At 73.7% G+C, this 25,478-nt stretch carries 25 protein-coding genes; 8 read left to right on the top strand and 17 right to left on the bottom strand.

Annotated features, from left to right (window positions below):
• Position 1: 1 nt before the first annotated feature.
• The 4 genes from yidD to ABZS80_RS02070 form a co-directional block, all read right to left on the bottom strand.
• Positions 2-232: a membrane protein insertion efficiency factor YidD gene (gene yidD, locus ABZS80_RS02085; protein WP_355054007.1), complete on the bottom strand. Its 231-nt coding sequence runs from the start codon at positions 230-232 to the stop codon at positions 2-4.
• Positions 233-417: 185 nt separating this feature from the next.
• Complete coding sequence (locus ABZS80_RS02080; protein WP_355054006.1) at positions 418-717, bottom strand: helix-turn-helix transcriptional regulator; 300 nt, start codon at positions 715-717, stop codon at positions 418-420.
• Positions 717-1,067: a type II toxin-antitoxin system RelE/ParE family toxin gene (locus tag ABZS80_RS02075; RefSeq protein WP_355054005.1), complete on the bottom strand. Its 351-nt coding sequence runs from the start codon at positions 1,065-1,067 to the stop codon at positions 717-719. Before ABZS80_RS02075 ends, ABZS80_RS02080 begins: the two co-directional genes overlap by 1 nt.
• Positions 1,068-1,152: 85 nt before the next feature.
• Positions 1,153-2,322 carry an aminoglycoside phosphotransferase family protein gene (locus ABZS80_RS02070; RefSeq protein ID WP_355054004.1) on the bottom strand — a complete coding sequence of 390 codons (1,170 nt, stop codon included), beginning with the start codon at positions 2,320-2,322 and terminating at the stop codon, positions 1,153-1,155.
• Between the two features lie 108 nt (positions 2,323-2,430).
• On the opposite strand from ABZS80_RS02070, the gene ABZS80_RS02065 reads away from it, so the two are divergent.
• Positions 2,431-3,012, top strand: coding sequence for a hypothetical protein (locus ABZS80_RS02065; RefSeq protein ID WP_355054003.1), 582 nt, complete (start codon positions 2,431-2,433; stop codon positions 3,010-3,012).
• Between the two features lie 22 nt (positions 3,013-3,034).
• Here ABZS80_RS02065 and ABZS80_RS02060 read toward each other — a convergent pair whose 3' ends face one another.
• Entirely contained in the window at positions 3,035-4,204 is a 1,170-nt protein-coding gene (locus tag ABZS80_RS02060; RefSeq protein ID WP_355054002.1) for a hypothetical protein, read from the bottom strand.
• 243 nt (positions 4,205-4,447) lie between these two features.
• Between ABZS80_RS02060 and ABZS80_RS02055 the strand changes: the two genes are divergently transcribed.
• The 3 genes from ABZS80_RS02055 to ABZS80_RS02045 all read left to right on the top strand — a co-directional run bounded on the left by ABZS80_RS02055 (position 4,448) and on the right by ABZS80_RS02045 (position 9,023).
• Positions 4,448-5,989 carry a gluconokinase gene (locus tag ABZS80_RS02055; protein ID WP_355054001.1) on the top strand — a complete coding sequence of 514 codons (1,542 nt, stop codon included), beginning with the start codon at positions 4,448-4,450 and terminating at the stop codon, positions 5,987-5,989.
• A gap of 46 nt (positions 5,990-6,035) precedes the next feature.
• Positions 6,036-7,553, top strand: a complete 1,518-nt coding sequence (locus tag ABZS80_RS02050; RefSeq protein ID WP_355054000.1) for an SLC13 family permease — start codon at positions 6,036-6,038, stop codon at positions 7,551-7,553.
• A 258-nt stretch (positions 7,554-7,811) separates the two neighbouring features.
• Positions 7,812-9,023 (top strand): serine hydrolase, encoded by a 1,212-nt coding sequence (locus ABZS80_RS02045; RefSeq protein WP_355053999.1) that lies wholly within the window; start codon positions 7,812-7,814, stop codon positions 9,021-9,023.
• Between the two features lie 5 nt (positions 9,024-9,028).
• Here ABZS80_RS02045 and ABZS80_RS02040 read toward each other — a convergent pair whose 3' ends face one another.
• The 5 genes from ABZS80_RS02040 to ABZS80_RS02020 form a co-directional block, all read right to left on the bottom strand.
• Positions 9,029-9,313, bottom strand: a complete 285-nt coding sequence (locus ABZS80_RS02040; protein WP_355053998.1) for an antibiotic biosynthesis monooxygenase family protein — start codon at positions 9,311-9,313, stop codon at positions 9,029-9,031.
• Positions 9,314-9,362: 49 nt separating this feature from the next.
• On the bottom strand, positions 9,363-10,121 hold the full coding sequence (locus ABZS80_RS02035) for a MerR family transcriptional regulator (protein WP_355053997.1): 759 nt from the start codon (positions 10,119-10,121) through the stop codon (positions 9,363-9,365).
• A 154-nt stretch (positions 10,122-10,275) separates the two neighbouring features.
• Complete coding sequence (locus tag ABZS80_RS02030; RefSeq protein ID WP_355053996.1) at positions 10,276-10,908, bottom strand: hypothetical protein; 633 nt, start codon at positions 10,906-10,908, stop codon at positions 10,276-10,278.
• Positions 10,909-11,037: 129 nt separating this feature from the next.
• Positions 11,038-13,317, bottom strand: coding sequence for an EAL domain-containing protein (locus tag ABZS80_RS02025; protein ID WP_355053995.1), 2,280 nt, complete (start codon positions 13,315-13,317; stop codon positions 11,038-11,040).
• Between the two features lie 135 nt (positions 13,318-13,452).
• Positions 13,453-13,971 (bottom strand): helix-turn-helix domain-containing protein, encoded by a 519-nt coding sequence (locus tag ABZS80_RS02020; RefSeq protein ID WP_355053994.1) that lies wholly within the window; start codon positions 13,969-13,971, stop codon positions 13,453-13,455.
• A 56-nt stretch (positions 13,972-14,027) separates the two neighbouring features.
• Between ABZS80_RS02020 and ABZS80_RS02015 the strand changes: the two genes are divergently transcribed.
• A complete protein-coding gene (locus ABZS80_RS02015) occupies positions 14,028-14,981 on the top strand; it encodes a S41 family peptidase (RefSeq protein ID WP_355053993.1) in 954 nt (317 codons plus the stop codon).
• Positions 14,982-14,985: 4 nt separating this feature from the next.
• Here the strand turns inward: ABZS80_RS02015 and ABZS80_RS02010 are convergent, their stop codons facing one another.
• The 3 genes from ABZS80_RS02010 to ABZS80_RS02000 form a co-directional block, all read right to left on the bottom strand.
• Positions 14,986-16,485, bottom strand: a complete 1,500-nt coding sequence (locus tag ABZS80_RS02010) for a hypothetical protein (RefSeq protein ID WP_355053992.1) — start codon at positions 16,483-16,485, stop codon at positions 14,986-14,988.
• A 31-nt stretch (positions 16,486-16,516) separates the two neighbouring features.
• Complete coding sequence (locus ABZS80_RS02005) at positions 16,517-17,596, bottom strand: hypothetical protein (RefSeq protein WP_355053991.1); 1,080 nt, start codon at positions 17,594-17,596, stop codon at positions 16,517-16,519.
• A 269-nt stretch (positions 17,597-17,865) separates the two neighbouring features.
• Positions 17,866-18,099 (bottom strand): zinc-ribbon domain-containing protein, encoded by a 234-nt coding sequence (locus ABZS80_RS02000; RefSeq protein ID WP_151465241.1) that lies wholly within the window; start codon positions 18,097-18,099, stop codon positions 17,866-17,868.
• Positions 18,100-18,219: 120 nt separating this feature from the next.
• Between ABZS80_RS02000 and ABZS80_RS01995 the strand changes: the two genes are divergently transcribed.
• Positions 18,220-18,549 carry a YciI family protein gene (locus tag ABZS80_RS01995; RefSeq protein ID WP_151465242.1) on the top strand — a complete coding sequence of 110 codons (330 nt, stop codon included), beginning with the start codon at positions 18,220-18,222 and terminating at the stop codon, positions 18,547-18,549.
• 5 nt (positions 18,550-18,554) lie between these two features.
• Positions 18,555-19,757, top strand: coding sequence for a DUF6596 domain-containing protein (locus ABZS80_RS01990; protein WP_355053990.1), 1,203 nt, complete (start codon positions 18,555-18,557; stop codon positions 19,755-19,757).
• 73 nt (positions 19,758-19,830) lie between these two features.
• Here ABZS80_RS01990 and ABZS80_RS01985 read toward each other — a convergent pair whose 3' ends face one another.
• From ABZS80_RS01985 to ABZS80_RS01975, 3 genes are all read right to left on the bottom strand, one after another.
• Positions 19,831-20,682 (bottom strand): SRPBCC family protein, encoded by an 852-nt coding sequence (locus ABZS80_RS01985; RefSeq protein WP_355053989.1) that lies wholly within the window; start codon positions 20,680-20,682, stop codon positions 19,831-19,833.
• Positions 20,675-21,235: a helix-turn-helix domain-containing protein gene (locus tag ABZS80_RS01980; protein ID WP_355053988.1), complete on the bottom strand. Its 561-nt coding sequence runs from the start codon at positions 21,233-21,235 to the stop codon at positions 20,675-20,677. Before ABZS80_RS01980 ends, ABZS80_RS01985 begins: the two co-directional genes overlap by 8 nt.
• 92 nt (positions 21,236-21,327) lie before the next feature.
• Positions 21,328-22,671 carry a class I SAM-dependent methyltransferase gene (locus ABZS80_RS01975; protein ID WP_355053987.1) on the bottom strand — a complete coding sequence of 448 codons (1,344 nt, stop codon included), beginning with the start codon at positions 22,669-22,671 and terminating at the stop codon, positions 21,328-21,330.
• Positions 22,672-22,774: 103 nt separating this feature from the next.
• On the opposite strand from ABZS80_RS01975, the gene ABZS80_RS01970 reads away from it, so the two are divergent.
• A complete protein-coding gene (locus tag ABZS80_RS01970) occupies positions 22,775-24,043 on the top strand; it encodes an RNA-guided endonuclease TnpB family protein (protein ID WP_355053986.1) in 1,269 nt (422 codons plus the stop codon).
• Here ABZS80_RS01970 and ABZS80_RS01965 read toward each other — a convergent pair.
• The gene (locus ABZS80_RS01965; protein WP_355053985.1) at positions 24,006-25,391 is read right to left on the bottom strand and encodes an FAD-binding oxidoreductase; all 1,386 of its coding nucleotides are present in this window, start codon (positions 25,389-25,391) and stop codon (positions 24,006-24,008) included. The two genes, ABZS80_RS01970 and ABZS80_RS01965, sit on opposite strands and share 38 nt — an antisense overlap.
• Between the last annotated feature and the right edge of the window lie 87 nt (positions 25,392-25,478).

The following is a 25,478-nucleotide window of genomic DNA, read 5'->3' as shown; positions in this document are numbered from 1 at the left end:
GTCAGCGCAGCGGGTCGTGCGTGCCGCGCGGGATGCCGGGCCGGCAGCGGCGCACCCGGTCGGCGGCCAGCCGTCCGCCCACCGCGAGGCCGTACCGCACCACCGCCGCCAGGCCGTAGGCGCTGCACGTGGGGGCGTAGCGGCACTGGGCGGGCCAGCGGTGCGACAGCCAGCGCCGGTAGCCGAGAATGGCGGCGCGGCCGGCGCGGTCCACGGCCGGGCGGCGCACCACGCCGGCGGCGACCGAGCCGAGGGTCAGCAGCAGCGAGAAGAGGCCGAGGTCCAGCAGCCGGGGCCGTCACAGTCGGGCAGGTCGCAGTTGCACCAGTCCCGGTCCTTCTTCTTGTGGCGTCGCTTCCGCATGATCACGGAGCCATGATGCGACACCCGTGCCAGCGACCCGAGGCGCGCCGGAGGTCAGGCGGCGTCGGCGATCGGCGAGAACCGGACGTCAAGCCGCATGTCCAGCGCCCGGGCGAGTCGTTCAAGGACGACGAGCGTGGGTACGGTGCCGCCGGCCTCGAAGCGGGCCACGGCCGACTGCGTCATGCCGGCCGTGCGTGCGAGCTGGGTCTGGCTCCAGCCGACGCGTTCCCGCAGCTCCCGAACGGTCTGCCCGATTTCGAACGCCAGCCGGGCGGCCGCGTACGCCTCCTCCGCCCCCGGCTCGGCCATCCGCCGCCGGCGCAGGTCGGTCCAGTCCACTCGATCCGTCATCACTCCGCCCCCTCGACCACGGTGTGCCGCTCCGCCACGCACCGCTCCAGAGCCCGGCGCGCCCGCTCGACCTCCCGGTCCTCGCGCATTCGCGTCTTGCGGAAGACCGTCAGCAAGATGATTCTCCGCTCGGAGGCCATCCAGTACGTGATCCGAATCGCCCCACGTTCCAGATAGAAGCGCAGTTCCCGGAGCTTGCCGTCGAGTTGCCGCGTGTGCGGCTCACTCAGCAGCGGGCCCCGATCGGCGAGAAGATCGATGTAGAAGGCGGCTCGTGCGAACTCTGCGGTCGGCAACTCCTCCAACCAGCTACGGACTTCTGGTTCCAGCTCCACGCTACCCCAGGCCATAGCGTTCATGCTATGGGCTCGGCTGTCTCCGCCTGGACCAGCGACGTCGCGTGTCGCGCCGGAGCGAACTGTGGATCCAGCTGTGTCAGGCGGTTGCGGCGGCCCGGGCCAGGCAGGCCGGCACGTCGCCGCGGTGGTAGGGGTGCTCGCTCGGCTCGATGCCGGCCAGGAACATCGCGTACACGGCGGCCAGCCGCAGCTCGGCGACCGGGCGGAGCAGCGCGACGGCGCGCTGCGGGTCGCTGCCCGGCACGTCGGCCCGCCAGCGCGCCGCCCAGGCGTCCCGCAGCCGGCCCGCGACGGGCGGGTCGAGCGTCTCGGTGAGGCGCAGGATGTCGAAGGCGGGGTGGCCGACGAACGCGTCGCCCCAGTCGATGACGGTCCGCCGGGTGCCGTCGCCGCGCGCGTTGCCGGGGTGCAGGTCGCCGTGGACGAGGGTGTCGGGCAGGCCGCAGTCGCGGACCCGTTCGAGCCGGTCGTCGAGGCCGGCGAGCAGGTCGGCGGCCACGGTCGGGTCGTGCGGGGCCAGCCGGTCGCGGATCCAGCCGGCCAGCGCCGGCCCGCGCCGATCGGGTACGCCGGCCGCCACCAGCGCGGCGGCCTCGCCGGCGGCGCGGAGCTGGACGGTGTGGTGGTCGGCGGCGACGGCGGCCCGTTCGGCCTCGCCGGCGCCGTAGCGGTCCTCGCCGGGCACGTGGTCGAGCAGCATCCGGCCGGTGTCGTCGGCGGCGAGCAGGGTGGGGGCGGTCGTGGGCGCGGCGGTGGCGAGCCAGCGCAGCACGGCCGCCTCGTGCCGGAAGAACGGGGGCACCTGCTTGAGCCAGGCGCTGCCGGCCGGGCCGTCGAGTCGCCAGATGGCCGACAGGTTCCAGGTGCGCTGCTGCGCCACGGCGGTCACCGGCCGGCCGAGCCGGCGCAGCTCGCTCGTGGCCCAGGCGACGCTGCGGGCCGGGCCGCCGGGCTCGGCGTACGGGGCGCGCAGCGGGTGCGGCGTGAGGTCCACCGGTGCCGGGGTCAGGGGTACGGCGGGCGGCTCGGTGACCTGACCCAGGTAGGTGACGTGGCCGCCGGGCGGTTCGGGGCGGTCGCCGGTGAGCAGCCGCAGCACGGCCACGTCGACGCCGTACCGGCGGCGGGCCCCGTCGACGATCGCGCCGACCTGCTGCCACCACGGTTCCGGCACGTCGTACGGGGGCAGGGCGCCGAGCGGCCGGCCGTCGGCGTCGACCAGGACCAGGGTCACGGTGCGGGACACGCGCCGGACGCTAGCCGCGCACCCCTGAGGGCGCGAACGGTTAATCCGGGGGCCGGGTGGGGGGTCGGCCCGGATGTCCTCGGCCGAACCTGAGACGAGGCTGAGGCCATGACCCTCACCGATTCCCGGACGCGTCCCGCGTACCCCTGGTTGCGGCCGGTGGCCGTGGCCGCGTCGCTGCTGCTCCTCGGCTACGGCCTGCTCCGCCTGATCGACCGCCTGGACGGCCACAGCGACAAGGGCGCGTGGGCGTGGAACACCGGGCACACCCTGTTCCTGTTCGGCATCCTCGGGTTCGCCGTGCTGGTCGTCGGTCTGCATGGCGTGCTGCGTACCCGCTCGGCCCGGCTGCGGGCGGTGGACGACGTGGCGGCGCTGGCCGGCCTGGTCGGCGCGGCGGCGTTCGTCTGGGTGATCCTCGGCGACCTGTTCCCGCGCTTCGCCGACGCCGTGGAGACGCCGGACCTGGTGCTGCTCGGCGGGCCGGCGCTGTTCGAGGTGGGCCTGCTGGTACTGCTGTACCGGGCCGCCGCGGCGCGGCTGCTGCCGGTGTGGGCGCCGGTGCTGGTGCTGGTCGGGTTCGTGGCGATCGCCGTGAACCTGGACCTGCTGCCGGTCGGCGCGGCCCTGGTCCTGGCCGGCCTGCTGCCGCTGCGTGCGGCGCCCCGGTCGCCGCGCCTCGCCGGCTAGGGGCGCGGGTCGGCCCGGGCGGTCAGGTCCAGAAGGTCCGGTGGTAGCCCTGGTTGTCGGCGCACGAGTCGCGCCGCCCGCCGGTCAGGCTGACCGTGCCGTCGCGGCACTGCACCAGCCAGCCGCGGCCGGACCAGAAGCCGGGCACGCAGTCGAACGAGTCGCAGACGCCCCGGGCCGGTTTGCGGATCCGGGTGCCGCCGCAGAAGTCGTACCCGTAGGGGTTGGCCGGGGCGCCGCAGCGGCGTTCGGCGGCCGGTCGCGGCGGGGTGCTCCGCGACGGCGCGGTGGTCGGTGCGGGCCGGGTGTGCTGCGGCCTGGGTCCGGGCTTGACCTGGACGGCGGGGGCGACGGGCGGGGGCGCGGCGGTGGGGGTGGCGGTGGCCTCCGGGGTGGCCGCGGCGGCCATGTCGGACCCGGGGCGCACCGGCGGGTCGGACTCGAAGAGCATCGCCGGCACGATCAGGGCGAGGGCCACGCCGACCGCGACGGTCCGCCGGCCGCCGGGGAGCAGCGTGGAGACCCGGGCCTGGGCCGGGGTGAGCACGGCCGGCCGGACCGGACGCGCCGCCTCGTGTTCCGCGATCAGGTCGTCGAGCTGGGCGACGACGGCGGCGCGCTGCTCGATGGCGTCGGCGAAGGCCAGGGTGAGCTTGAACCGGAAGTCGGCCACCGCGCCGGTGGGCAGGAGCAGACCGGAGGTACGCCGCCGGTCGAGCACCTGGATGAGCGTGACCGGCGCCCCCGGGTCGTGGGACAGCCCGGTCATCCGCCCGTACGTCCAGTCGCGCCGGCCCCGGCCGCCGAGCAGGACGAGGCGCCGGTTGGTGAGCACGGCGAGGCCGGCGTCGACGACCTTGACCCCTTCGGGGCGGCGCGGGCGCAGGACGGGCGGTTCCGGGTCGACGGTCAGCTCGGGGGCGGGCAGCACGGCGGTGTGCCGCACCTCGACCAGTTGCGCGGCCGGCAGTGTCCAGAAGACCACCTCGCCGGGGCCCAGCTCCATGGGCAGGCCCGCGCCGGCGTCGGTCGAGCCGTGGAAGGACCCGGCGAGGGTACGCAGCCGCCGCAGCTCGTCGTCGCGGCGTCGCCACGCCTCGTCGGCGGCGCGGAAGGCGCGCTGCCGCCGGTCGTTGTGCCGGTGCGCCCACCGGTAGCGCCATGTGGAACCCGTCGAATCAGTCATCGCCACGCCGACTCCTCCGCCGCGCGAGCCCACCAATCGGGGTGTCATTCATGTCAACTGCGTCGCGGGGGTGGCAAGACACGCGCAAGTCGCCAAATTGACCGAAAGGGTGATTGCGCGACACGTTAGGCGGAACCTCCGCGGCGCTTGCACGGTGGCCGCTTCGCCGTGCGAGGGGGTCGGTGCGTCGGTAACGTCAGCCGCAGGGCGGGACGCGCGGCGACCCCCGGCACGCGAGGAGGTGCACCGGTGGGCGACCCGGCCGTCGTGGTGGGGGTGGACATCGGCACCACCAGCACCAAGGCGGTCGCGTACGACACCGGGGGCCGGCAGCTCGCCACCCACTCGATCGGTTATCCCCTCGAGGAGCCGCAACCCGGCTACGCCGAGCAGGACCCGGTGCGGATCTTCGACGCGGTGGTCGGGTCGATCCGGGCGGTGGTCGAGGAGCTGCACCGGCCGGTGGCCGGCCTGTCGTTCAGCACGGCCATGCACAGCCTCATCGGGCTGGACGCCGACGGCACCCCGCTCACCCCGTCGGTGACCTGGGCCGACTCGCGGGCCAGCGCGCAGGCCGAGCGGCTGCGCGCCGTGCCCTCCGGATTGGCCATCCACCGGCGCACCGGCACGCCGGTGCACCCGATGGCGCCGCTGCCCAAGCTGGTCTGGTTCGCCCAGCAGCAACCGACGCTGCACGCGCGGGTGGCGCACTGGGTGGGCGTCAAGGACTACGTGCTGCTGCGGCTGACCGGGGCGCTGGTCACCGACCACTCGGTGGCCTCCGCCACCGGGCTGATGGACATCCACCGGCTGGTCTGGGACGCCGAGGCGCTCCGCATCGCCGGCATCACCGAGGAGCAGCTTCCGCGGCTCGTCCCCACCACCCACGTGCTGCCCGGCTTGGCCGCCGGGGCGGCCCGGGCCACCGGCCTGCCCGCGGACACCCCGCTCGTGGTGGGCGCCGGCGACGGGCCGCTGGCGAACCTGGGGCTCGGCGCGGTGCATCCCGGCGAGGTGGCCTGCTCGATCGGCACCAGCGGGGCCATGCGGGTGATGGTGGAGCGCCCCGGCGTCGACCCGCTCGGCGGCGTCTTCTGCTACGCCCTGACCGAGCACCGCTGGGTGGTCGGCGGGGCGATCAACAACGGCGGGATCGTCCTCCAGTGGGCCAACGAGGCGCTCGCCCCCGAGCTGGGCGAGCACGCCGAGGAGGAGCTGCTCGACCTGGCCGCCCGGGCGCCGGTCGGCTCCGGCGGGCTGATCATGTTGCCGTACCTGCTCAGCGAGCGGGCGCCGCACTGGAGCGCGCTGCCCCGCGGCGCGTACGTCGGGCTGACCCACGGGCACGGCCGGGCGCACCTGGTGCGGGCCGCGCTGGAGGGGGTCTGCCAGCAGCTCGCCCTGGTCCTCGCCTCGGTGCGGGCGGCCGGCAACGAGGTACGCGAGATCCGCGCCAGCGGCGGCTTCGCCCGCAGCCCGCTGTGGCGGCAGATCCTCGCCGACGCGCTCGGCATGCCGGTGCGCTTCCCGGCCGGACACGAGGGCTCCAGCTTCGGCGCCGCCCTGCTCGGCATGCAGGCGCTCGGCCTGATCGAGTCGATCGAGGTCGCCGCCGACCTGGTCCGGATCGAGGAGACGGTCCGCCCGGATCCCGCCTCCGCCGCCACGTACGCGGCCCTGCTGCCGCTCTTCTCCGAGCTGTACGACGCGCTCGTGCCGACGTTCGCGTCGCTGCGGCGGTTGGCACCGAGCCTGCCGCCGGAGCCACCACCTACCGCTCCTCCCCAGTGATCGCCCGTCGCGGAGGCACGGACGACTACCGAAGGTCGTGATTGCCGTGGTCACACTGCTCGCCGCACCGGCGGAGCCCCTCACGAACGCCGGTGACACCCAGCTCGTCGTCGCCGCCCTGCTCGGCATCGCCGCGGTGGTGGTGCTCATCGCCTGGGGCAAGGTGCACCCGTTCCTGGCGCTGATCCTCGGCGCGGCCGTGCTCGGCGTGGTCGCCGGGGTCAGCGCCGACAAGATCGTCACCTCGTTCAGCGGCGGGGTCGGCTCCACGGTCGGCGGCGTCGGCCTGCTGATCGCGCTCGGCGCGATGATCGGCGGCCTGCTCGCCGAGTCCGGCGGCGCGGACAGCATCGTCGAACGGGTGGTCGGCCGCGTCTCCGGCGGCGCGCTGCCGTGGGCCATGGCCGGGGTGGCCGCGCTGATCGGGCTCCCGCTCTTCTTCGAGGTCGGCGTGGTGTTGCTGGTGCCGATCGTGCTGCTGGTCTCCCGCCGGGTCGACGTGCCGCTGATCAAGATCGGGATCCCGGCGCTCGCCGGCCTGTCGGTGCTGCACGGGCTCGTGCCGCCGCACCCGGGCCCGTTGGTCGCGATCGACGCGCTCGGCGCCAACCTCGGCCAGACCCTGGCCCTGGGCCTGCTGGTGGCGATCCCCACGGTGATCATCGCGGGGCCGGTCTTCGGCAACTTCATCGCCCGCTACGTGCCGGCCACCGCCCCGGAGGCGCTGCTGCCCACCCGCCAGCCGCTCGCCGTTGGCGGGGACCGGCGGCCGACCCGCCCGGGTGAGGGCCGCCTCGACGCCGACGGCGACCTGGTCACCGAGGACGACCTGGTGAATCCGGGCACCGGCCGCCCCGGCGCGCCGATCGACGAGCCGGTGGGCCCGCGCGCCCGCCGCGAACCGGCGCTCTGGGCCGCCGTGGTCACCGTGCTGCTGCCCGTGGTGCTGATGCTGCTGCGGGCGATCGGGGAGCTGACCCTGGCCGAGGGCACCGGCGGCCGGAAGGCGCTGGACATCATCGGCACCCCGATCGTCGCGCTGCTGGCCGGCGTCATCTTCGCGATGGTCTTCCTGGGCTACCGGACCGGGTTCAGCCGCGGCCAGGTCTCCGGCTTCCTGGGCGGCTCGCTGCCGGCGATCGCCGGCATCCTGCTGATCGTCGCCGCCGGCGGCGGATTCAAGCAGGTGCTGGTCGACGCGGGCGTCGGCAACCTGGTCGCGAACGCCGCCGAGGGCGCGAACCTGTCGCCGCTGCTGCTGGGCTGGCTGGTCGCGGTCGGTATCCGGGTGGCCACCGGCTCGGCCACCGTCGCCACCATCACGGCCGCCGGCATCGTGGCGCCGCTCGCGGCGACCCTCCAGGGCCCCGAGGTGGCCCTGCTGGCGCTGGCCATCGGCTGCGGGTCGCTGTTCTTCTCGCACGTCAACGACGCCGGCTTCTGGCTCGTGAAGGAGTACTTCGGGCTGACCGTCGGGCAGACCATCAAGACCTGGTCGGTGATGGAGACGATCATCTCGGTGGTCGGCTTCGCCGGCGTCCTCCTGCTCGACCTGGTCCTCTAGCGGCCGCCGCGTGAGCGGCACCGACCCGGCAGATTCCAGATCGACGCCAGCTCGGCGATGAGGCGGTATCCGGGTGGCGGGAACACCCCCACCTCGCCGAGCTGGCGTGGATCCTGGGCGGCAGGTCCGGCCCACCCGGGTCACGGTCGGGTGAGCCGGGCGGCAGCCCGGCGCCGCCGGACCCGCCCACCTCCTAACCTCGCAAAGGTGAATAGAAGAGACATATCCCGCTCACGTCGGGGCGTACCTCTGGGCCTCGTGGCGCTCACGACGGTGCTGGCGGTGGTCGCGGCGGCCGGGCCGGCGGCGGCCTCCGGGCCGCACAGAGAGCCGGAGGCGCCGCGGACCTGGCTCGTGTGGCTGGCCTTTCCCGGCGGGGTGTTCTCGGTGGACGCGGCCGCCCGGACCGTCCGCTACCGGGCCTGCGACGGCGACACCGGCCGCGTGGTCGACCCGGGCATGTGGGTCGACGGGCGGTCCGCGCACGGCCGGCTCACCGTCCGGGGTACGACCTACCGGTACGACGTCCCGCTGGTCGGGCGGGCCCCGGGGGAACTCGTGGTGGTGCCGCCCGACGGCCCGCCGCGCCGGCACCCGGGCGAGGTGGTCAGCAACCCGCTGCCGCCCACCGACCCGGTGGCCGGACGGGCGTTCCTGCCACTCACCCGTCCCCTGCAGCGGATCGTGGCGGCGGCCGGCACGACCGGCAACCTGGCCGGGGTGACCGTCCGCGACCTCTCCGGCCGCTTCGGCGGGCAGCAGGTCTCGGTCGACGGCCGGTTCCGGCCCAGGGCGGCCAGCGTGATCAAGTTGTGGATCGTGACCGAACTGCTGCGCCGGGTCGGCTGCGGCCAGGTGTCGCTGGACCAGCGGGTGCTGGTGACCCGGGCCGACGTGGTCGGCGGCACCGGCCAGTTGCAGTTCGAGGAGATCCCGCAGCTGGCCAGCCTCGACAAGCTGGCCCAGTACACGATCAAGTACAGCGACAACACCGCCGCCAACGTGCTGATCAACTATCTGGGCGGCTTCGCCCCGGTGAACGCCCTGATCGACTCGATGAACCAGCGGGAGACGGTGCTCGCCCGCAAGTTCCTCGACGCCGAGGCCGTCGCCCGGGGCGAGGAGAACTACACCAGCCCGGACGACGTCATCTCGCTGCTCGGCGCGGTCTGGGACGCGCAGATCGTCGACCCGGCCTCCCGCGACCTGCTGATCGGGTTCATGCGGGAGCAGACCCTCAACACCAAGATCCCCGCCGCGCTGCCGCCCGGCACGCCGGTCGCGCACAAGACCGGCGACCTGCCCGACGTCTCCCACGACGTCGGCTACTACCTCATCCCCGGCGAGGAGACCGCGGTGGCGTTCCTGACCTCCGGGCCGCAGGCCACCGGCGACCAGGTCGTCCGGTGCCTGGCGCGCGCCGTCTACGACTACGTGACCACGTCACCCGTGCCGGTCCGCCCGCGCTGACCGGGTCACGGCGCCTCGACGCCGGAGATGCGGAACCGGTGCACCTCGGCGCCGAGGATCATCGCCGCCTGCTCCCCGTCCGGGCCGGAGCCGCGGAAGTCGAGCAGTTGCTCGTCGGACTCCCACCGCTCGTAGACGTTGATCCGGCCCGGCTCGACCAGGTCCGCGCTGACCGCGAAGTCCACGCAACCCGGCGCCGAGCGGGCCGCCCGGACGACCTCCGTGCAGGAGGCCAGGTAGGCGGCCCGCTGGGCCGGGTCGACGTAGAGGGTGCCGGCGACGATGAACACGTGACCTCCAGGGCTGAGCCGTCCGGCCCATCCTGGCACCCGCGGCGGATCAGGCCCGGCTGATCGCGTTGGCGTGGATCGCCTCGTTCAGGTACGCGGCCAACCCCGGCCGGATCTTCTCGAAGTACGCGGTGAACCGCGGATCGGTCACGTACATGTCCGCCAGCCCGGTGTGGATCTCGTACGAGCAGTCGTAGAACCACCGGCTGATAAGCTGCCGGTGCTCCTCGGCCAGCGCCATCGCCTCGGGCGAGTCGGCCGGCGCGCCCGACGCCATCAACTCGGTGATCCGCCGCCCCCACTCCTCGTTCTCGGCCTTGTTGCGGAGCCAGTCCTCCTTGGAGTAGCGGGCGGCCCGCTCGGTCGACTGCCGGTACGCCTCGGTGCCGCCCCAGCGCCGCTCGGCCTCCTCGGCGTGCTCGTCCGGGTCGAAGTCCCCGAACACCTCGAAGCGCTCCTCCGGGGTGAGTTGAATGTCCAATTTTCTCGCCTCCATCGCGAGTTCGATCGCCGAGACCATGTCCCGCAGCTTCCCGATCCGCCCGGTCAGCAGCTCGTGCTGCCGGCGCAGGTGCGGCAGCGGGTCGCCGCCCGGGTCGTCGAGGATCTCGGCGATCTCCTCCAACGGGAACCCCAGCTCCCGGTAGGCCCGGATGAGCTGCAACCGTTCCAGGTCCGCGTCGTCGTAGCGGCGGTAGCCCGCCGCGGTGCGGCCGCTCGGCGAGAGCAGCCCGATCTCGTCGTAGTGGTGCAGGGTCCGGACCGTCACCCGGGCCGCCCGCGCCACCTGACCCACCGTGTATGCCATGGGTTCCCTCCCTTCCGCCACCAAGGCTCCCGCCTCCCGTTGCGTGAGGGTCAAGCCCGATTCTGCGGCCCGCACGCCCCGCCCGGCACGAAACCGCGATCGCTCCCGGCCTCCCCGCGAGGGGTACGGGAGGCCGGGGCGATCCGGGAGCAAGTCAGGTGGTGACCCGCTCCCTCTCGGGGGCGGCGAACGTCGCGCTGGCCGGGGTGCGGAAGGCGTGCACCAGGCCGGCGACCGAGAGCAGCAGGAGCAGCGCCGCGCCGAGGTACATGGCCAGGGCGCCCTGCCCGGCCTTGCGGCCGAACTCGCTGAACCCGTACGAGGTGAGCAGCAGGCCGCGCAGCGTCTCGCCCTTGAACACGGTCTCCCGCTGGGCGGTGACGTCGGCGAGTTGCTTCTGCAGGTCGGCCAGGTTGGCGGCCTTGACCTGCTCGGCCTGGGCCACCTGCTCGCGCAGCGCGGTCTGCGGCGCGCCCAGGTCGGCGTACGTCTTGCCGCCGCCGATCGAGTTGAGGTGCAGGCCGATGTACGAGTTGGCGTAGCACTCGGCCTGCTTGCCGCTGGTGAGCGCCTGGCCGGCGTACTCACGCAGGCAGTCCGACTTCTTCTCCTCGTCGCTGAGCTTGTCGGCCGGGGTGAAGCTGATGTGCTGGGCGGCGAGTTGGTCGTGCACGTAGCGGTTGGCGAAGTTGGCGTTCGTCGTCAGGACGACGCCGACGACGAGCAGCAGGACCGCGAGGCCCAGCCCACCGATGCTGAACAACAGGTCGAGTGTCCGTCGCTTCATCTCTGGCTCCTGTATGGATGGTGTTCTTCGTTGCCTGCCGACACCATCGTGGCGGTGGGCGGGGCACCGCCGGCAGGGCCGAATCCCCCGTCCTGCCCGGGACCTTCGACCCGGTGCGGGCCGGTCCGGTCAGCGGGCCGCGTCGACCGGGGTGAGCGCGTGCAGCAGCTCGGCCAGGGCGACCGGGCGGCCGTAGCGCCAGCCCTGGCCGTGCACGCAGCCAATCGCGGTCACCGCGGCGTGCTGGCCGCCGGTCTCCACGCCCTCGGCCACCACGGCCAGGTCGAACGCGCCGGCCAGCCGGTTGACCATCTCCACCGTGGCGTACGCCCGCGCGTCGTCGGCGTCGAGGCGGGCCACGAAGGACCGGTCGATCTTCAGCTCGGTGGCCGGGATCCGGTGCAGGTAGCTCAGCGAGGAGTAGCCGGTGCCGAAATCGTCGATGGCGATGCCGACCCCGAGGTCGCGGAGCTGCGTCAGCCGGTCGAGCACCGCCTCGCTGCCCTCGATGAGCGCCGACTCGGTCAGTTCCAGGGTGAGCGCGCGGGGCGGCAGGCCGGCCACGCCGACGGCCTCGGTGACCGTGGCGATCAGGTCGGGCCGGCGCAGGTGGGCGGCGGAGATGTTGACCGCCACGGTGACCTCGGGGGATCGCTCGCGCCAGGTGGCTGCCGCCCGGCACGCCTCGTGGATGACCCACCGGTCGACGGCGAGGATCAGCCCGGTCTCCTCGGCCAGCGGCAGGAACCGCGCCGGGGTGAGCACCCCGAGCCGGGGGTGCCGCCAGCGCACCAGCGCCTCGGCGCTGCGTACCGCGCCGGTGGGCAGGTCGACGATGGGCTGGAACTCCATGAGCAGTTGACCCTCGTCGACCGCGCGGCGCAGGTCGGCGATCAGCTCGGCCCGGGTCACCGCCGACTCCCGCAGCTGCGGCGTGCAGGTCCGGTACGCGGACTTGCCGGCCGCCTTCGCCGCGTACATCGCGATGTCGGCGTCGCGGAGCAGGTCGGTGTGGGAGGTGTGCTGCGGGCCGTACTCGGCGATGCCGATGCTGGCCGAGGGGTGCACGCCCAGGTCCTCCTCGCCGGGCAGCGGTTCGAGGGCGGCGAGCAGCCGGAGGGCGAGCCGCTCGGGCGGCACCGGCCGGTCACCGGCGACCAGCACGGCGAACTCGTCGCCGCCGAGCCGCGCGATCATCCCGTCGGGGCCGGTCGCGTCCCCCATCCGTTCGGCGATGGTGCGCAGCAGCCGGTCACCGGCGGCGTGCCCGAAGCGGTCGTTGACCTGCTTGAAGCCGTCCAGGTCGAGGAGCAGCACGGCGACCGGGCCGCCGTCGCGCAGCGCCCGGCGCAGCCGCCGGGTGAAGGTGAGCCGGTTGGGCAGGCCGGTGAGCTGGTCGGAGTACGCGAGCCGGCGCAGGCGGGCGACCAGCCGCAGGTTCTCGTTGGCGGCCAGCCCCTGGCGCAGCGCGAGCACACCGAGCAGCGTCATCATGCCGAGGAAGATCAGGTGTGGGGTCTGGCCGGTGGGCCGGCGGGCGAGCACCACGGCGACGATCGCCCCGCCCACCGGCAGGTAGGGCAGGGCGACCCGCCACCACGGCGGCAGCGGCGAGTCGCCGGTCTCCTCCTCCTCGGCGCAGGAGGGCGGCGGCGGGTAGCGGGTGGCGAGGCCCATCAGCAGGTAGCTCAGCGGCCAGCAGATGTCGATCGGGTGGCCGGGGGCGTAGCTGGCGTGCGCCACGAGGGAGACGTAGACGGCGTCGGCGCCGGCCCGGGTGGCCAGGCCGACCCCGATCACGGTGAGCGCCGGCCACATCGGACGGGGTGGCCCGGCGACCGCCACCAGGATGGTGAGCTGCATCAGGTCGAGCATGGGGTAGAGCAGCCCGAAGGTGCGCAGCGGATCGGCCAGGTCGGCGGCGGCGAGGTCGCGGAACACCACCACCCAGCCGATCGGGATGAGGGCCAGCCCGACGATCACCCCGTCGAGCAGGGTGCGGGCCTGCCCCACCAGGCTGCGCGGGGCGGCCACGGAGCAGAGCAGCGCGGCGGTGCCGGTGACGATGCCGGCGGTGAAGAGACCGCCGACCAGCGGGGTGTGCGGCAGGTCGTGCCCGCCGAGCCGCTGGAGCGTCCAGACCGTCCGGCCGAGCGCCGCGAGGATCATGGTGGCCGCGAGCAGCGCCCAGAACCGGCGCAGCGGGGCCGGGTGCCGCCGGGCCACGCCCGTGCAGGCCACCGCCGCCCAGCTCGACACCGCCACCGCACCGAGGTCGCTGACCAGGGCCCCGCCCGGCAGGCCGGCGACCAGCCATACCGCTTCCCCGAGTACGACGAGGGCGGCCGCGACGGACCCGACACGGCCGGAGAGCGGGCGACGGGCCGGCGCCACGGCGGCGAGGCTCACGTGCTGCTGGGAGACAACGATTCGCTCCGGCTCTCTCTCGGGCGTGCACCCTCGTCGATGACGACCGGTTGCGGACGGCGAACGGCGCAAGCCTAGTCAGCGCCGGGTGCCGCCGCCAGAGCCGATCGGCGTGGGTCACCGCCCCGGCGGGCCAACGTGGGCGGGGTCGGCGCGACGGTAGAGGGAGACCAGGACGCCGTAGCGGGGCTGGTCCGGTCCGGCCTCCTCGGCCTCGCCGACGAGCGCGTCCAGGGTGGACCGTAGCCGCTCAGCCTGCGCCGGGGTGAGGCGCAGGTGGCGCAGGTGCAGCAACGGGTCGGGGTCTCCGGCCAGCTCCTCGGCGACCGCGCCGAACAGCGCGCCGGTGGCGCCGGCGTCGCCGGTCTCGCCGACCAGCCGGCGGAAGGCCCGTTCGTGGTACTGCTCGGTGCCGCCGCGGACCTGGCGGGTGTGCGCGACGCGGACCATGCCGGCCTCGGTGAGCACCTTGAGGTGGTGGGCGACCGTGCCCTTGGCCGCACCCAGCCCGACGGCGAGCTGGCTGATGGTGGCCGGCCCGGATCCGAGCGCGAAGAGCAGCCGGTGCCGGAACGGGTGGGCCAGCGCCTTGAAGTGGGCCGCGGTGCGGACCTCCAGTTCGGTCTCGTGGTTCACCGCTAAAGCGTCTAATTCTCTTGACGCTTTGTCAACCGGCCTGCTCTACTCGGGACATGCGCCAGGACGAGATCACCGACATTGTCGAGCGGGCCGCGAAGCTTGTGGCCGAGCAGTACGTCTTTCCCGAGGTGGCCGGCCGGATCGCCGCCCACCTCGGCGACCGGCTCCGCGAGGGGGCGTACGCGGGGGCCGCCGACCCCGTGGCCCTCGGCGCGCTGGTCACCACCGACCTCCAGGCGGCCAACAGCGACCTGCACCTGCGGCTCAAGCACCATGAGACCCCCCTTGCCGACCTCGCCGACGACCCTGCCGAGGTGCAGTTCGTCCAGCTCGCCGCGCGGACCATGGGCGGCGTGGCCCGGGTGGAACGGCTGCCCGGCAACGTGGGGCTGCTGGAGATCGCGCCCTGCCTCTTCCCCCCGCAGCTCGCCGGCGACCTCGTGATCGCCGCGCTGCGGCTGCTCGCCGGCACCGACGCGCTCCTGCTCGACCTGCGCGGCAACCGGGGCGGCAGCCCCGACATGGTGGCCCTGGTCTGCGGCTGGTTCTTCGCCGAGCCGACCCACCTGCACACCATGCACGAGCGGGCCGGGACCAGCCACCAGTACTGGAGCGCCGCCTGGCTGCCCGTGCCCCGCTACGCGCCCGACAAGCCGGTGCTCGTGCTGACCGGCCCCGAGACGTTCTCCGGCGGCGAGGAGCTGGCGTACGACCTCCAGCAGCTCGGCCGGGCCACCGTGGTCGGCGAGCGGACCCGGGGCGGGGCGCACCCGCGGGTCGGGCACCGGCTGCACCCGCACCTGGAGCTGACCGTGCCGGTGGCCCGGCCCGTCAACGCGGTGAGCGGCACCAACTGGGAGGGCTGCGGGGTCGCTCCCGACGTCCAGACGCCGGCCGGGGCAGCGCGCGACGCCGCGTACCGGACGGCGCTGGAGGCCCTGCTGGCGACGGACCCTCAGCGGCCGGCGGCGGCCGAGGCACGCGAGGCCCTGGCCGCCCTCGGCTGAGGCGTCAGGACCACTCCTCGACCGGGGCGTCGGGGGCGGGCGCCGTGGTGGGCGGGCCGCCGTGGGTCCACGGCGTTTCCTCCGGGGCCGGGAAGGCGCCGGCCGGCAGGAAGCCGTCGGACAGGGTGGTGAGGCAGAGCCGCTCCCCCACCTCCGGCACGCTGCCCGGCGACGCGGTCAGCCCCCGACCCATCCCACCGGAGAGCTCCAGCACCACCTCGGTCTTGCCGTCCGCGGCCGGGGTCACGAAGACCACCCTGGCCTTCTGGCCCGGCCGGGCCGGCGAGTACAGCGTCGCGCCGACCGGCACGAGCACCGGCTCGGTGGTGACCACCTGGATCCGGGGGCGCAGCACCGGGCGTTTGCCGGTGTCGTCGACCCGCTTCGGGTCCGCCAGGGTCACGTCGCCGACGAACGCCTCCCCGGTCAGCCGGTGCTCGGCCATGACCAGCGGGTCGTCGTAGGCGCGCTGCACGGCGTAGGAGGTGAGCGCCCGCTCCAGCCGGTGCAGGCGCAGGGCCGCGGCCACCGCGCCGTCCCGGCGCGGCTGCGGGCCGCCACCGGCGTCGACGTGCTCGGCGTGCGCCGTGAAGGCGTCCTTGTCGCCGTCCCAGCGGCCGGCCACCCGCGCCCCGGCCGGCAGCGCGCGGAGCAACCCGACGCCGCGCCACATCAGCTCCCAGGTGGGCGTCAGCTGGTCGCGCAGCAGCCGTTCCAGCTCCGCGTACGCGGCCGCGCGGGCGACCGGGTCGTCCCCGGCCCGGGTGTACGCCTCAATCGCGGGCGCGAGGCGGTGGTTGTCGAAGTCCGGGTCGGTGGCCGGACCGGCCGGCGGCCAGCGCGCCGGGTCCTCGGCCCGGGCGGCCGCCTCGGCGCCGGTCAGCCCCGGCGGCGGGTCGAGCCAGCCCAGCAGCGCCGGCAGGTGCAGGTCCTCGACGGGGCTCTGCCCGGTCGCCCAGTGCAGGGTCAGCGCGTCGGTCAGCGCCACGAGCGCCGCCGAGCCGGGGTGCTCGGCGCGCTCGGCGAAGAAGGTGAGCCAGCGGCCGAGCAGCGGCACCGACGGGTGCACCGGGTGCTCCCCGTCGGGCCGGCGGAAGCGGGTGGAACGGCCGAACAGCCGCAGGAACGTGATCACGGCCGGGTTCGGCACCAGCACCTGCGGGGCGTCGACGTAGCGGTGCCGGACGTCCCTGCCCCGGTCGACCGGCACCGCCTCGGTGCGGTCGCGGAACTCGTCGAGGTAGGGCAGCACGATCCCGGCCAGCTCGGCCGCGAACGCGAAGCGCTGGTCCCGGTTGCGGGGCTGCGGCACGACCAGCAGCCGAGCCTCGTCGGGTGCGGCGCCGACCAGGGCCGCGAGCGGGGCGTTCGCCTCGCCGGCCAGCGCGAGCGGCACCAGCACGAGCGGGCGGTCGGACAGGTGCAGGTGCCGGACGGTGGCCACCGGCTGGGCCACCCCGGCGGCGACCGCCTGCGCCTGCGCGAGGGCGCGCAGGGTGCTCACCGGGTGCTCCGGGCGGGGCGTCGGGGCGTACTCATGCGGGGTGCCCGGCCAGGGCGTCGGCGCGCAGGCGCGCGGCGGCGCGCAGCAGGGCGGCGGCCTCCGCCTGCTCCGGTTCGGGGGCGCGAACGCCTTCGGCGAGCGCCAGCACGTCGGCCACCTCGGCGACGCCGCCCAGCGCCTCGCGGACCGGCCGGCCCAGCGCGCCCGTGTGGCCGCGCGCCTCGTGGCGGCAGAAGTAGGCCAGCTCGCAGGCGGCCAGGCAGTCCGGCGCGTAGTTGGCCGGGACGCCGGTGAGCGCGCCGGCCAGCGCGGCCGGGTCGGCGGTCAGGTCGGCGGTGAACGCGGCCGGCACGGCGGCGAGCAGGTCGTCGATCCGCGCCATCCGGTCGAGCTGGCGGCGCAGCACCAGCAACTGCTTGCGCACGTCGAGCAGGCTGGCCACCGGCCGGTTGGCGAAGTCGCGCGGGCAGACCAGCACCACCTCGTGCGAGACGAGGTCCGGGTCCCGCCCCTCCGCGGCGAGCAGCTCGCGCAGCGCCAGCACGTAGACGGCGGACTGGATGGCCGCGGCCGCCACCTTGGCCGGGTCGGCCTGGCCGTCGATGATCGGGAACGACTTGATCTCCACGACGTGGAAGCGGCCGGCGAGCCGGGCCGCCACCAGGTCCGGCTCCAGGTTCACCCGGCGCCCGGCGACGTCGAGGCCGAGCAGCGGGTGGTCGAAGAGCGCCGGCCCGTCGCCGGTCGCGGTGAGCGCGGCACGGGAGCGCTCCGGCCGGTCCTCGTCGCCGCCCAGGTCGGTCCAGGTGGCGCCGACCGGCACCGGCACGCCCAGCCGCTCCGCGACCAGGCGCAGCAGCTCCGCACCGCCGTCGGCCTTCACCTGGGCCTCGAACGCGTTGCCCCGGGTGAGGGCGAAGCGGGACTGGCCGAACCGGGCCGGGAAGCCGATCCGCTCGGCCAGCTTCGGCTTGTCGACCCCGGCGCCGTCCAGCACGGCGCGGCGGGTGCAGCCGGGGTTACCGGTCAGCGCGGCGATGGTGCGGGCGTTGTGCCGCCGGGGCGGCAAACCACCCCGGATCTCGGCCAGGCGCTGCACGGTGTCCGTCATGATCGCCCAGGATAGTGGTGAAAGGAAGGGCCCCTTCTTAACGCCTGCGGTAGAGAAGGGTGCCCTTCTCACCGTGGGGCCGGAGCGGCGTCAGCGGCCGGCGGACCGGTTCCAGGGAGAGCGGGGCGACTGGGCGCCCGCGGTGGGGCGGCTGCGGCGAGGGCGCCGGCGGCCCGGCGTGCACGGCGGCCGGGAAACGGTGTGCACCGGCGCGGCCGGCGGGGTGACCGGCTGGCGGCCGATCAACCAGCAGAGGAAACGCGCCACGGTCAGCCGACCGGGAGGCGCTCGGCCTCGGCCCGGGAGACGTCGTACTGTGCGCCGCAGAACGTGCACTGCTGCGTGTAGCGGGTGCGCACCGGGATCAGCGGGATGAAGAAGAGGGTGAACTTCGTGGCCCGCCGGGTGATGACCTGGGCGGCCCGGTTGCCGCAGTTGCGGCAGACCTGCGTGACGACGCCGGACCGGTCGACCTTGGTCCGGAGCCCGAAGATGAAGAACATCGCCCGGCATTACCCCGCCGGGCCCCGGAAATCACCACCAAAAATTTCCGCCGCGGCTGTCCGGATGCGCGCCCGGTGTTCGTCAGGGTGGACAGGAGCACGACCGACAGGAGTGAAGCGATGAAGTACATGATGCTCGTCTGCACCGACACCCAGCCCGACCGGAACCCGGACGCGGCGCCCGACATCGAGAAGTGGGTGGCCGAGCGGGACGCCAACGGCCAGCGGCTGACCGGCAGCCGGTTCGCGTCCCCGTCGGCCGCCACCACCGTTCGGGTCCGCGACGGCGAACTGCTGCTGAGCGACGGCCCGTTCGCCGAGACCAAGGAAGTGATCGTGGGCTTCGACCTGCTGGAGTGCGCCGACCTGGACGAGGCCGTCGAGGTGGCCCGCGCCCACCCCATGGCGTACGCCGGGCGCATCGAGCTGCGCCCGCTGGTGGAGGACTGATCCGGGTGACCGACGCGGCCGGGGCGGTCGCCGACGCGGGCGCCGAGGCGTACCCGCGGATCGTGGCCGCCCTGATCCGCGTCACCGGCGACTGGACCCTCGCCGAGGACTCCGCCCAGGAGGCCCTCGCGGCGGCGCTGGAGCGCTGGCCCCGGGACGGCGTGCCGGACAACCCGGGCGGGTGGCTCATGACCACCGCCCGCAACCGGGCCGTGGACGTGCTGCGCCGCGCCAGCGTCGAACGGCGCAAGCTGCGCGACCTGGCGTTGCTCACCGATCCCCAGCCCGCGCGACCGGAGGGAGACGTGGTGGACGACCGGCTCCGGCTCATCTTCACCTGCTGCCACCCGGCGCTGGCGCTGGAGGCCCCGGTGGCGCTCACCCTGCGCACGGTGGCCGGCGTGCCGACCGCCGACATCGCCCGCGCCTTCCTGGTCACCGAGTCGACCATGACCCGCCGGCTCACCCGGGCGAAGGCCCGGATCGCCGCGGCCGGCGTCCCGTACCGGGTGCCGGCCGGGCCCGCGCTGGTCGAGCGCCTGCCGGGGGTGCTGGGGGTGCTCTACCTGCTCTTCACCCGGGGGTACGACGCCGACGGCGAGCCCGCGTTCGCCGCCGAGGCGATCCGGCTGGCCCGGCTGCTGCACACGCTGCTGCCGGACCAGCCCGAGGCGGCCGGGCTGCTCGCCCTGTTCCTGCTGCACCACTCCCGCCGGGCGGCCCGCCGCGACCCGTCCGGCGACCTGCTCACCCTCGACCAGCAGGACCGCACGCGGTGGGACCGGGCGGCCGTCGCCGAGGGCGTCGCGTTGCTGGACCGGGCCGGCGACGGCCCGTACGCCCTCCAGGCGCGGATCGCCGCCGTGCACGCCACCGCCCCGACCGCCGCCGAGACCGACTGGCCGGCCATCGCCGGCTGTTACGACGCGCTGCTCGCGCACCAGCCGACGCCGGTGGTCCGGCTCAACCGGGCGGTGGCCCACGGGTTCGCGTACGGCCCCGCCGCCGGGCTGGCCCTGCTCGCCGAGGCCCGGGAGGGTGGGGCGCTGGACGGCTACCCGCCGGCGGTGGCCGCCGAGGCCGAGTTGACCGCCCGCCGCGGCGACCCGGTCGGCGCCGCCGCGCTGTTCCGGGCCGCCGCCGACGCGGTCCGCTCCGATCCGGAACGGCGGGCGCTGCTCCGCCGGGCCGCCGAGCTGTCACCCTGAGGCGTTAGGAGGGGCCCCCTCCTATACCTGAGGCGTTAAGAAGGGGCCCTTCCTTACCTGTTGGGCGGGTGGCTCAGGCGTTGCTGGGCATCTCCTCGGCCAGCCAGATCGGCTGCCAGTCGGCCTCCTCGTGGAAGCGGCGCAGCTCGGCGAGCCCGGCCACGCTCCCGCTCCAGGCCGCGTACGGGGGGTTGCCCTCGTCGAAGCCGGACTGCACGAAGGTCAGCTTCGTCCGGCCGCCGGACTCGGCCAGCTCCCAGGTGCTGACGCCGGTCGGTCCCCAGTCGACGGAGAGCGCCTTGCCCGGCGTCAGGTCGACGACCTTGGCCGCGTAGCCGGCGTCGAAGCCGCCCATGGCGTAGCGGCCGCCCACCCAGGGCTCGATGCCGATGGGGAAGCCGAACCAGGCGCTGGCCTGCTCGGAGTCGGTCAGCGAGGTCCACACCTTGTCCATCGGCGCGTCGATGAGCAGCTCGCCGCGCAGGTCGGCGGAGGTGAAGTCGGTGCGCGGCAGCGGCGGGCGCCCCTCCAGGTGGGCGTTGAGGTTGGCGATCGCGAGCGCCCAGAAGGTCTGCAGGACGCCGCGGATGCTGCTGCCGCTCATCGCCTCCTCGAAGCTGAAGTGGCTCTGCCGCAGGGTCAGCACGGTGGTCCCGTCCTCCGGCGTCAGCTCGAACTCGGTGGTGGTCTCCACGCCGTCGAGCGTCCAGGCGAAACGCAGCGTCCGCTCGTCGGCGTGCAGCAGACGCTGGTGCGGCGCGGCGCCCTCGGGCGTGTGCCGGCCCCAGAACTCGTAGCGCTTGGGCAGGTCGACCTCGGCGTGCTCGGCGAGCCAGACGCGCAGCTCGGCCGGGTCGGTCAGCGCGCGGTGCACGGTCTCGGCGGGTGCGGCGAGGCGGGCCCGGACGGTCAGCAGGTCACTCATGGTTGTCGCCCTTCGGGTAGCAGGCCACGGCGAGTTTGAAGGCGTCTCCCTCGGCGCCGCCGTAGCGCGTGAAAAGGTCCTGCAGCGTCGACTGCAGGTCGTGCAGGAACTCCTGCCGCCGCTCGGCGGGCACCCGGATCTCGCCGGAGACACCGATCGACGGCAACTCGGGGGCGGTGCGGTCCAGCGCGGCAACGTCCGCCTGGACCTCCTCCATGAGGTCGAGCAGGTAGCCCAGGCTCAGCTCGTCCTGCGCCCGGCGCGCCCCGCCGATCCGGCCGACGAGCCGGGGCGAGAGCCAGTAGGACCGGGCGACGGCCTGGTAGATGCCCTCGCTGATGCCGCGCACCCGCCGCTCGGCGACCTGCTCGGCCAGCCCGGCGGCGACGAGTTGCTTGACGTGGTAGTAGACGCGCTGCGGCGTCTGCTCGAGCCGGGCGGCGATCTCGGTGCAGGTGCGGGGCTCGGCGAGTTGCCGCAGCACCTCGATCCGCTGCGGCTTGAGCAGGGCTTCGGCCTGCTCGCGCTCTTCCAGGTACAGGACGTCTCTCATGGCAAAATCAGTTTGTACGTAAAAAACTTCTTTGTCAATAGGTTCGACGAAAGGCCGCGCGGCCCGCGCGGCCTTTCGTGGGATCGGGACAGTCAGGGCGTCCAGTCGGGACGCAGCGGGTAGCCGTTCTCCCCCTGCGGGCCGTTGTGCGTAGCGAGCACCTGGTGCAGCTGGATGCCGTTGCGCTCGAACGCCATCCGGGAGCCGGCCATGTAGAGGCCCCAGACCCGGGCGGTGCCCGCACCGACCTCGTTCACGCAGAAATCCCAGTGCTCGACGAGGTTGCGGCACCAGCCGGCCAGGGTCAGCGCGTAGTGCTGGCGCAGGTTCTCCTCGTGGTGCACCTCCAGCCCGGCGTCGTGGATCTCGCTGATCAACCGGCCCGGGCCGGCCAGCTCGCCGTCCGGGAACACGTACCGGTCGATGAACGCGCCGGAGCGGTGCGGAGCCCGGTTGTCCGCCCGGGTGATGCAGTGGTTGAGCAGCCGGCCGCCCGGCTTGAGGCGGCTGCGCAGCGCCCCGAAGTAGGCCGGGTAGTTGCGGACACCGATGTGCTCGGTCAGCCCGATCGAGGAGATCGCGTCGAACTGCTCGCGCGGGGCGTCGCGGTAGTCCAGGTGGCGCACCTCGGCCAGGTCGCCCAGCCCCTCCCGCTCGATCGCGGCCTGCGCCCACTCGGCCTGGGCGCGCGACAGGGTCACGCCGAGCGCCTTGACGCCGTATTCGCGCGCCGCGTGCCGGACCATGCCGCCCCAGCCGCAGCCGACGTCGAGCAGCCGCATCCCCGGCTTCAGCGCCAGCTTGCCGGCGACCAGGTCGTACTTGGCCCGCTGCGCCTCCTCCAGCGTGTCGGTGGGGCTGTGGAAGACCGCGCAGGTGTACGTCATCGACGGGCCGAGCACCTTCTCGTAGAAGGCGTTCGAGACGTCGTAGTGGTGCGAGATCGCGTTGCTGTCCCGGGTGCGGGAGTGGCGCAGCCCGTTCACCACCCGCTTCCAGCGCGGCGCGGCCTCCTGCGGCGGGGGCGGCGGGGGCAGCAGCCGCTCCCAGCCGAGCGCCTTGACCAGGGCGAGCGCCTCGGCGACCGGCGGCATCCGCAGCGGCAGCTCGTCCTTGAGCACGCGCAACGCCTCGTACGGGTCGCCCGGGTGGACGCCCTCCAGCCCGAGGTCGCCGCTCACGTAGGCCCGGGCCATGCCCAGGTCACCGGGTGCGGTGAGCAGGTAGGACAGCCCGCGTTCGGAGCGGACCGCCAGGGTCATCCCGGCGTCGGCCGGGCCGACCGCGCTGCCGTCGTATCCGGTGATGCGCACGGGCAGGTCGCCCGTGGTTACCGCGCGGATCACGTCCGCCACGGTCGGTCCGCCACGCCGGCCCCCCGCCGGCGGGCCAGCCGGGGCGCTGTCCGCCCCCTTCTCTCGGTCGATCAGGCTCATTGCTTTCGCGGCGTCAATCTCCGGCGGCTCCCAGGCCGGACGGAAGCACCGCTCCCCCCTTCCAGGCAGAAAACTGTCGCAGGTTACAGGTAGAAAATGAGGCATGGCTGAGGCGGTGAAGCGAGCATTCAAGTACCGCTTTCATCCCACACCAGCACAGGCCGAGCAGTTGGAACGGACATTCGGGTGCGTGCGGTTGGTTTACAACCGGGCCTTGGAGGCTCGGACGCGAGTGTGGAGCGTCAATCGACAATCCACGACCTACGGCGAGATGTCGGCGTGGCTGACCGAGTGGAAGCGCACAGAAGCCCTGGCGTTCCTCAACGAGGTGTCTTCGGTCCCGTTACAGCAGACGCTGCGTCATCTGCAGAGCGCGATCGCCGCGTTTCGGGACAGGCGGAGTCGCTACCCACGCTTCAAGTCCAAGCGGAGGTCCCGGGCCTCGGCCGAGTACACCCGCTCTGCGTTTCGATGGCGGAACGGCCAGCTGACGCTGGCCAAAATGAAGAGGCACCTGAACATCGTCTGGTCCCGGCCGCTGCCCGAGGGGGCCGCCCCCTCCACCGTGACAGTCTCCAGGGACCCGTCTGGCCGCTGGTTCGTTTCTCTTCAGGTGGACGACAACACCGTGCGGTCGCTGCCCCCGGTCGGCGAGATGGTGGGAATAGATGTTGGGATAGCGCACCTGGCCACCCTGTCCACCGGAGAGAAGGTCCCCAACCCGAGATACGAGAAAGCCGACAGACGCAGGTTGGCTCGAGCACAACGCCAATTGGCCCGCAAGGCCACCGGTTCGGCGAACCGCGCCAGGGCCAGGCTTAAGGTTGCAAGAATTCACGCCCGCATCTCTGACCGTCGGCACGACCACCTGCACAAGCTGAGTACGCGACTCGTCCGCGAGAACCAAACGGTCGTGATCGAAGATCTCAGCGTGCGCACCATGATCCGCAACCGCCGCCTTAGCCGCGCAATCTCCGACGCCGCATGGTCTGAGCTGCGCAGGATGCTCGAGTACAAGGCCGCTTGGTTTGGCCGGACACTGATCGTCATCAACCGGTGGCACCCGTCGTCCAAGCTCTGCTCGGACTGTGGGTGGCTGAACTCGCCCATGCCGCTGGCGGCGCGAACGTGGGCGTGCGTCGAGTGTGGTACCGAACATGATCGGGATATCAACGCTGCAAAGAACATCCTCGCCGCCGGGCTGGCGGAGAGGCGAAACGCCTGTGGAGCTGACGTAAGACCTCACGGGAATTCTCCCATCGGGCAGTCGGCCGTGAAGCAGGAAGGCCTGCGGGCGACCGCGGGAATTCTGGCCCTGCCGGGCCAGAATGATGTCAAGCTCGCGCTACCGCCTTCTCGTACAGTCCGGTGAGCCGGTGGTCCGGGTCATAGCGTTCCTTCACGGCGCGCCAGGTCTCCCCGCCGTAGAGCCGGTCGAACGCCGCCCGGTCGTAGTACGCGTCGGAGTAGAGCGACTTGTGCCCGCCCGTCTCCGACACCGCGCGCTCGATCTCCCGGTTGACGTCGCCGTCGGCGGCGCCCTCGGCGATCGGCACGCTCCCCCAGAAACCGATGTTCACATAGGTCTCGCCCGGTTGGAGGGGATACAGCGGCCAGGCCCGGGCGGATCCCGGACCGGCCGGCTCCCGCAGCCGCAGCGGGCAGAGCCACACCGGGGTCATCCCCACCGTCCCGGCGAACCAGCGCAGGAACTCGGCGGTGCCGGCGAGCGGGATCTCCACGTCCTGCACCACCCGCTCCCGGGCCGGCCGGCCCCGCCAGCGGTCGATCCGGGCGGCCACCTGGTGCCGGTGCTCCAGCCGCACCAGCCGGTGGTAGAAGTCGCTGCGCCGGTAGCGCTGCGGCCAGAGCCGGCGGACCACCGGGTTCTGCACCCCGAACGCCGCCGAGCACCAGAACCAGTCGGTGTCCCAGCGCCACAGGTAGTCGTAGGTGGTGAGCACGTCCCGGGTGCGTCGGCGCAGCGAGCGGTAGTAGATGTCCTGGCCGGTGTAGTCGCTCGGCCGGCCGTCGGCCTCGTCGGTGAACGTGGCGAGCACCAGGTACGCCTCGCCGGGGCTGAACACCACGCCGTCCATCCCGTCGACCGGCTCGCCCTCCCAGGAGCCCTTGGCGACCACCTCGGCGATCGCGTCGGTCAGCTCCTCCAGCCGGTTGAACCGGATGTTGCGCAGCCCCACGTGGCGGCGGACCGGTTGCAGCTCGATGCGCAGCCGGGTCGAGTAGCCGAGGCTGCCCAGCGAATTGGGGAAGGCCCGGAAGAGGTCGGCGTGCTCGCCGACCGGCCGGGCCGTGACGAGTTCGCCGGACCCGGTGAGGATGTCCAGCTCGGTCACCGACTCGTGCGGCAGACCGTTGCGGAACGAGGTGGACTCGATGCCCAGCCCGGTCACCGCGCCGCCGAGGGTGATCGTGCGCAGTTGCGGTACGACCAGCGGCATGAGGTGGTGCGGCAGGGTCGCGTCGACCAGGTCCTGGTAGGTGCACATGCCCTGCACGTCGGCGGTCCGGGCATCCGGGTCGACGGAGAGCACCCCGGTCAGCCCACTCACGTCCAGGCCGGGGGTGCGCGGCGCGGATCGGGGTCGGAAGAGGTTGGAGGTTTGCTTGGCCAGCCGTACGGGTTCTCCGGCGGGCACCGCGGCGTAAGACCGCCGCAGCGCGTCCACCGCCCGCTCATGATCACGGACAGCGTGCATGAGATGACCTTACGCCTGGCTACGACAATTCGTGGGATGTCCACGGTGGCCTTTTGGCGGCCGCCCGGAGATCCACGGGTTACCGTG

This window comes from Micromonospora sp. NPDC005305 (assembly GCF_040607315.1).
GTDB lineage: Bacteria > Actinomycetota > Actinomycetes > Mycobacteriales > Micromonosporaceae > Micromonospora.
This window is presented reverse-complemented; position numbering and strand designations above follow the sequence as displayed.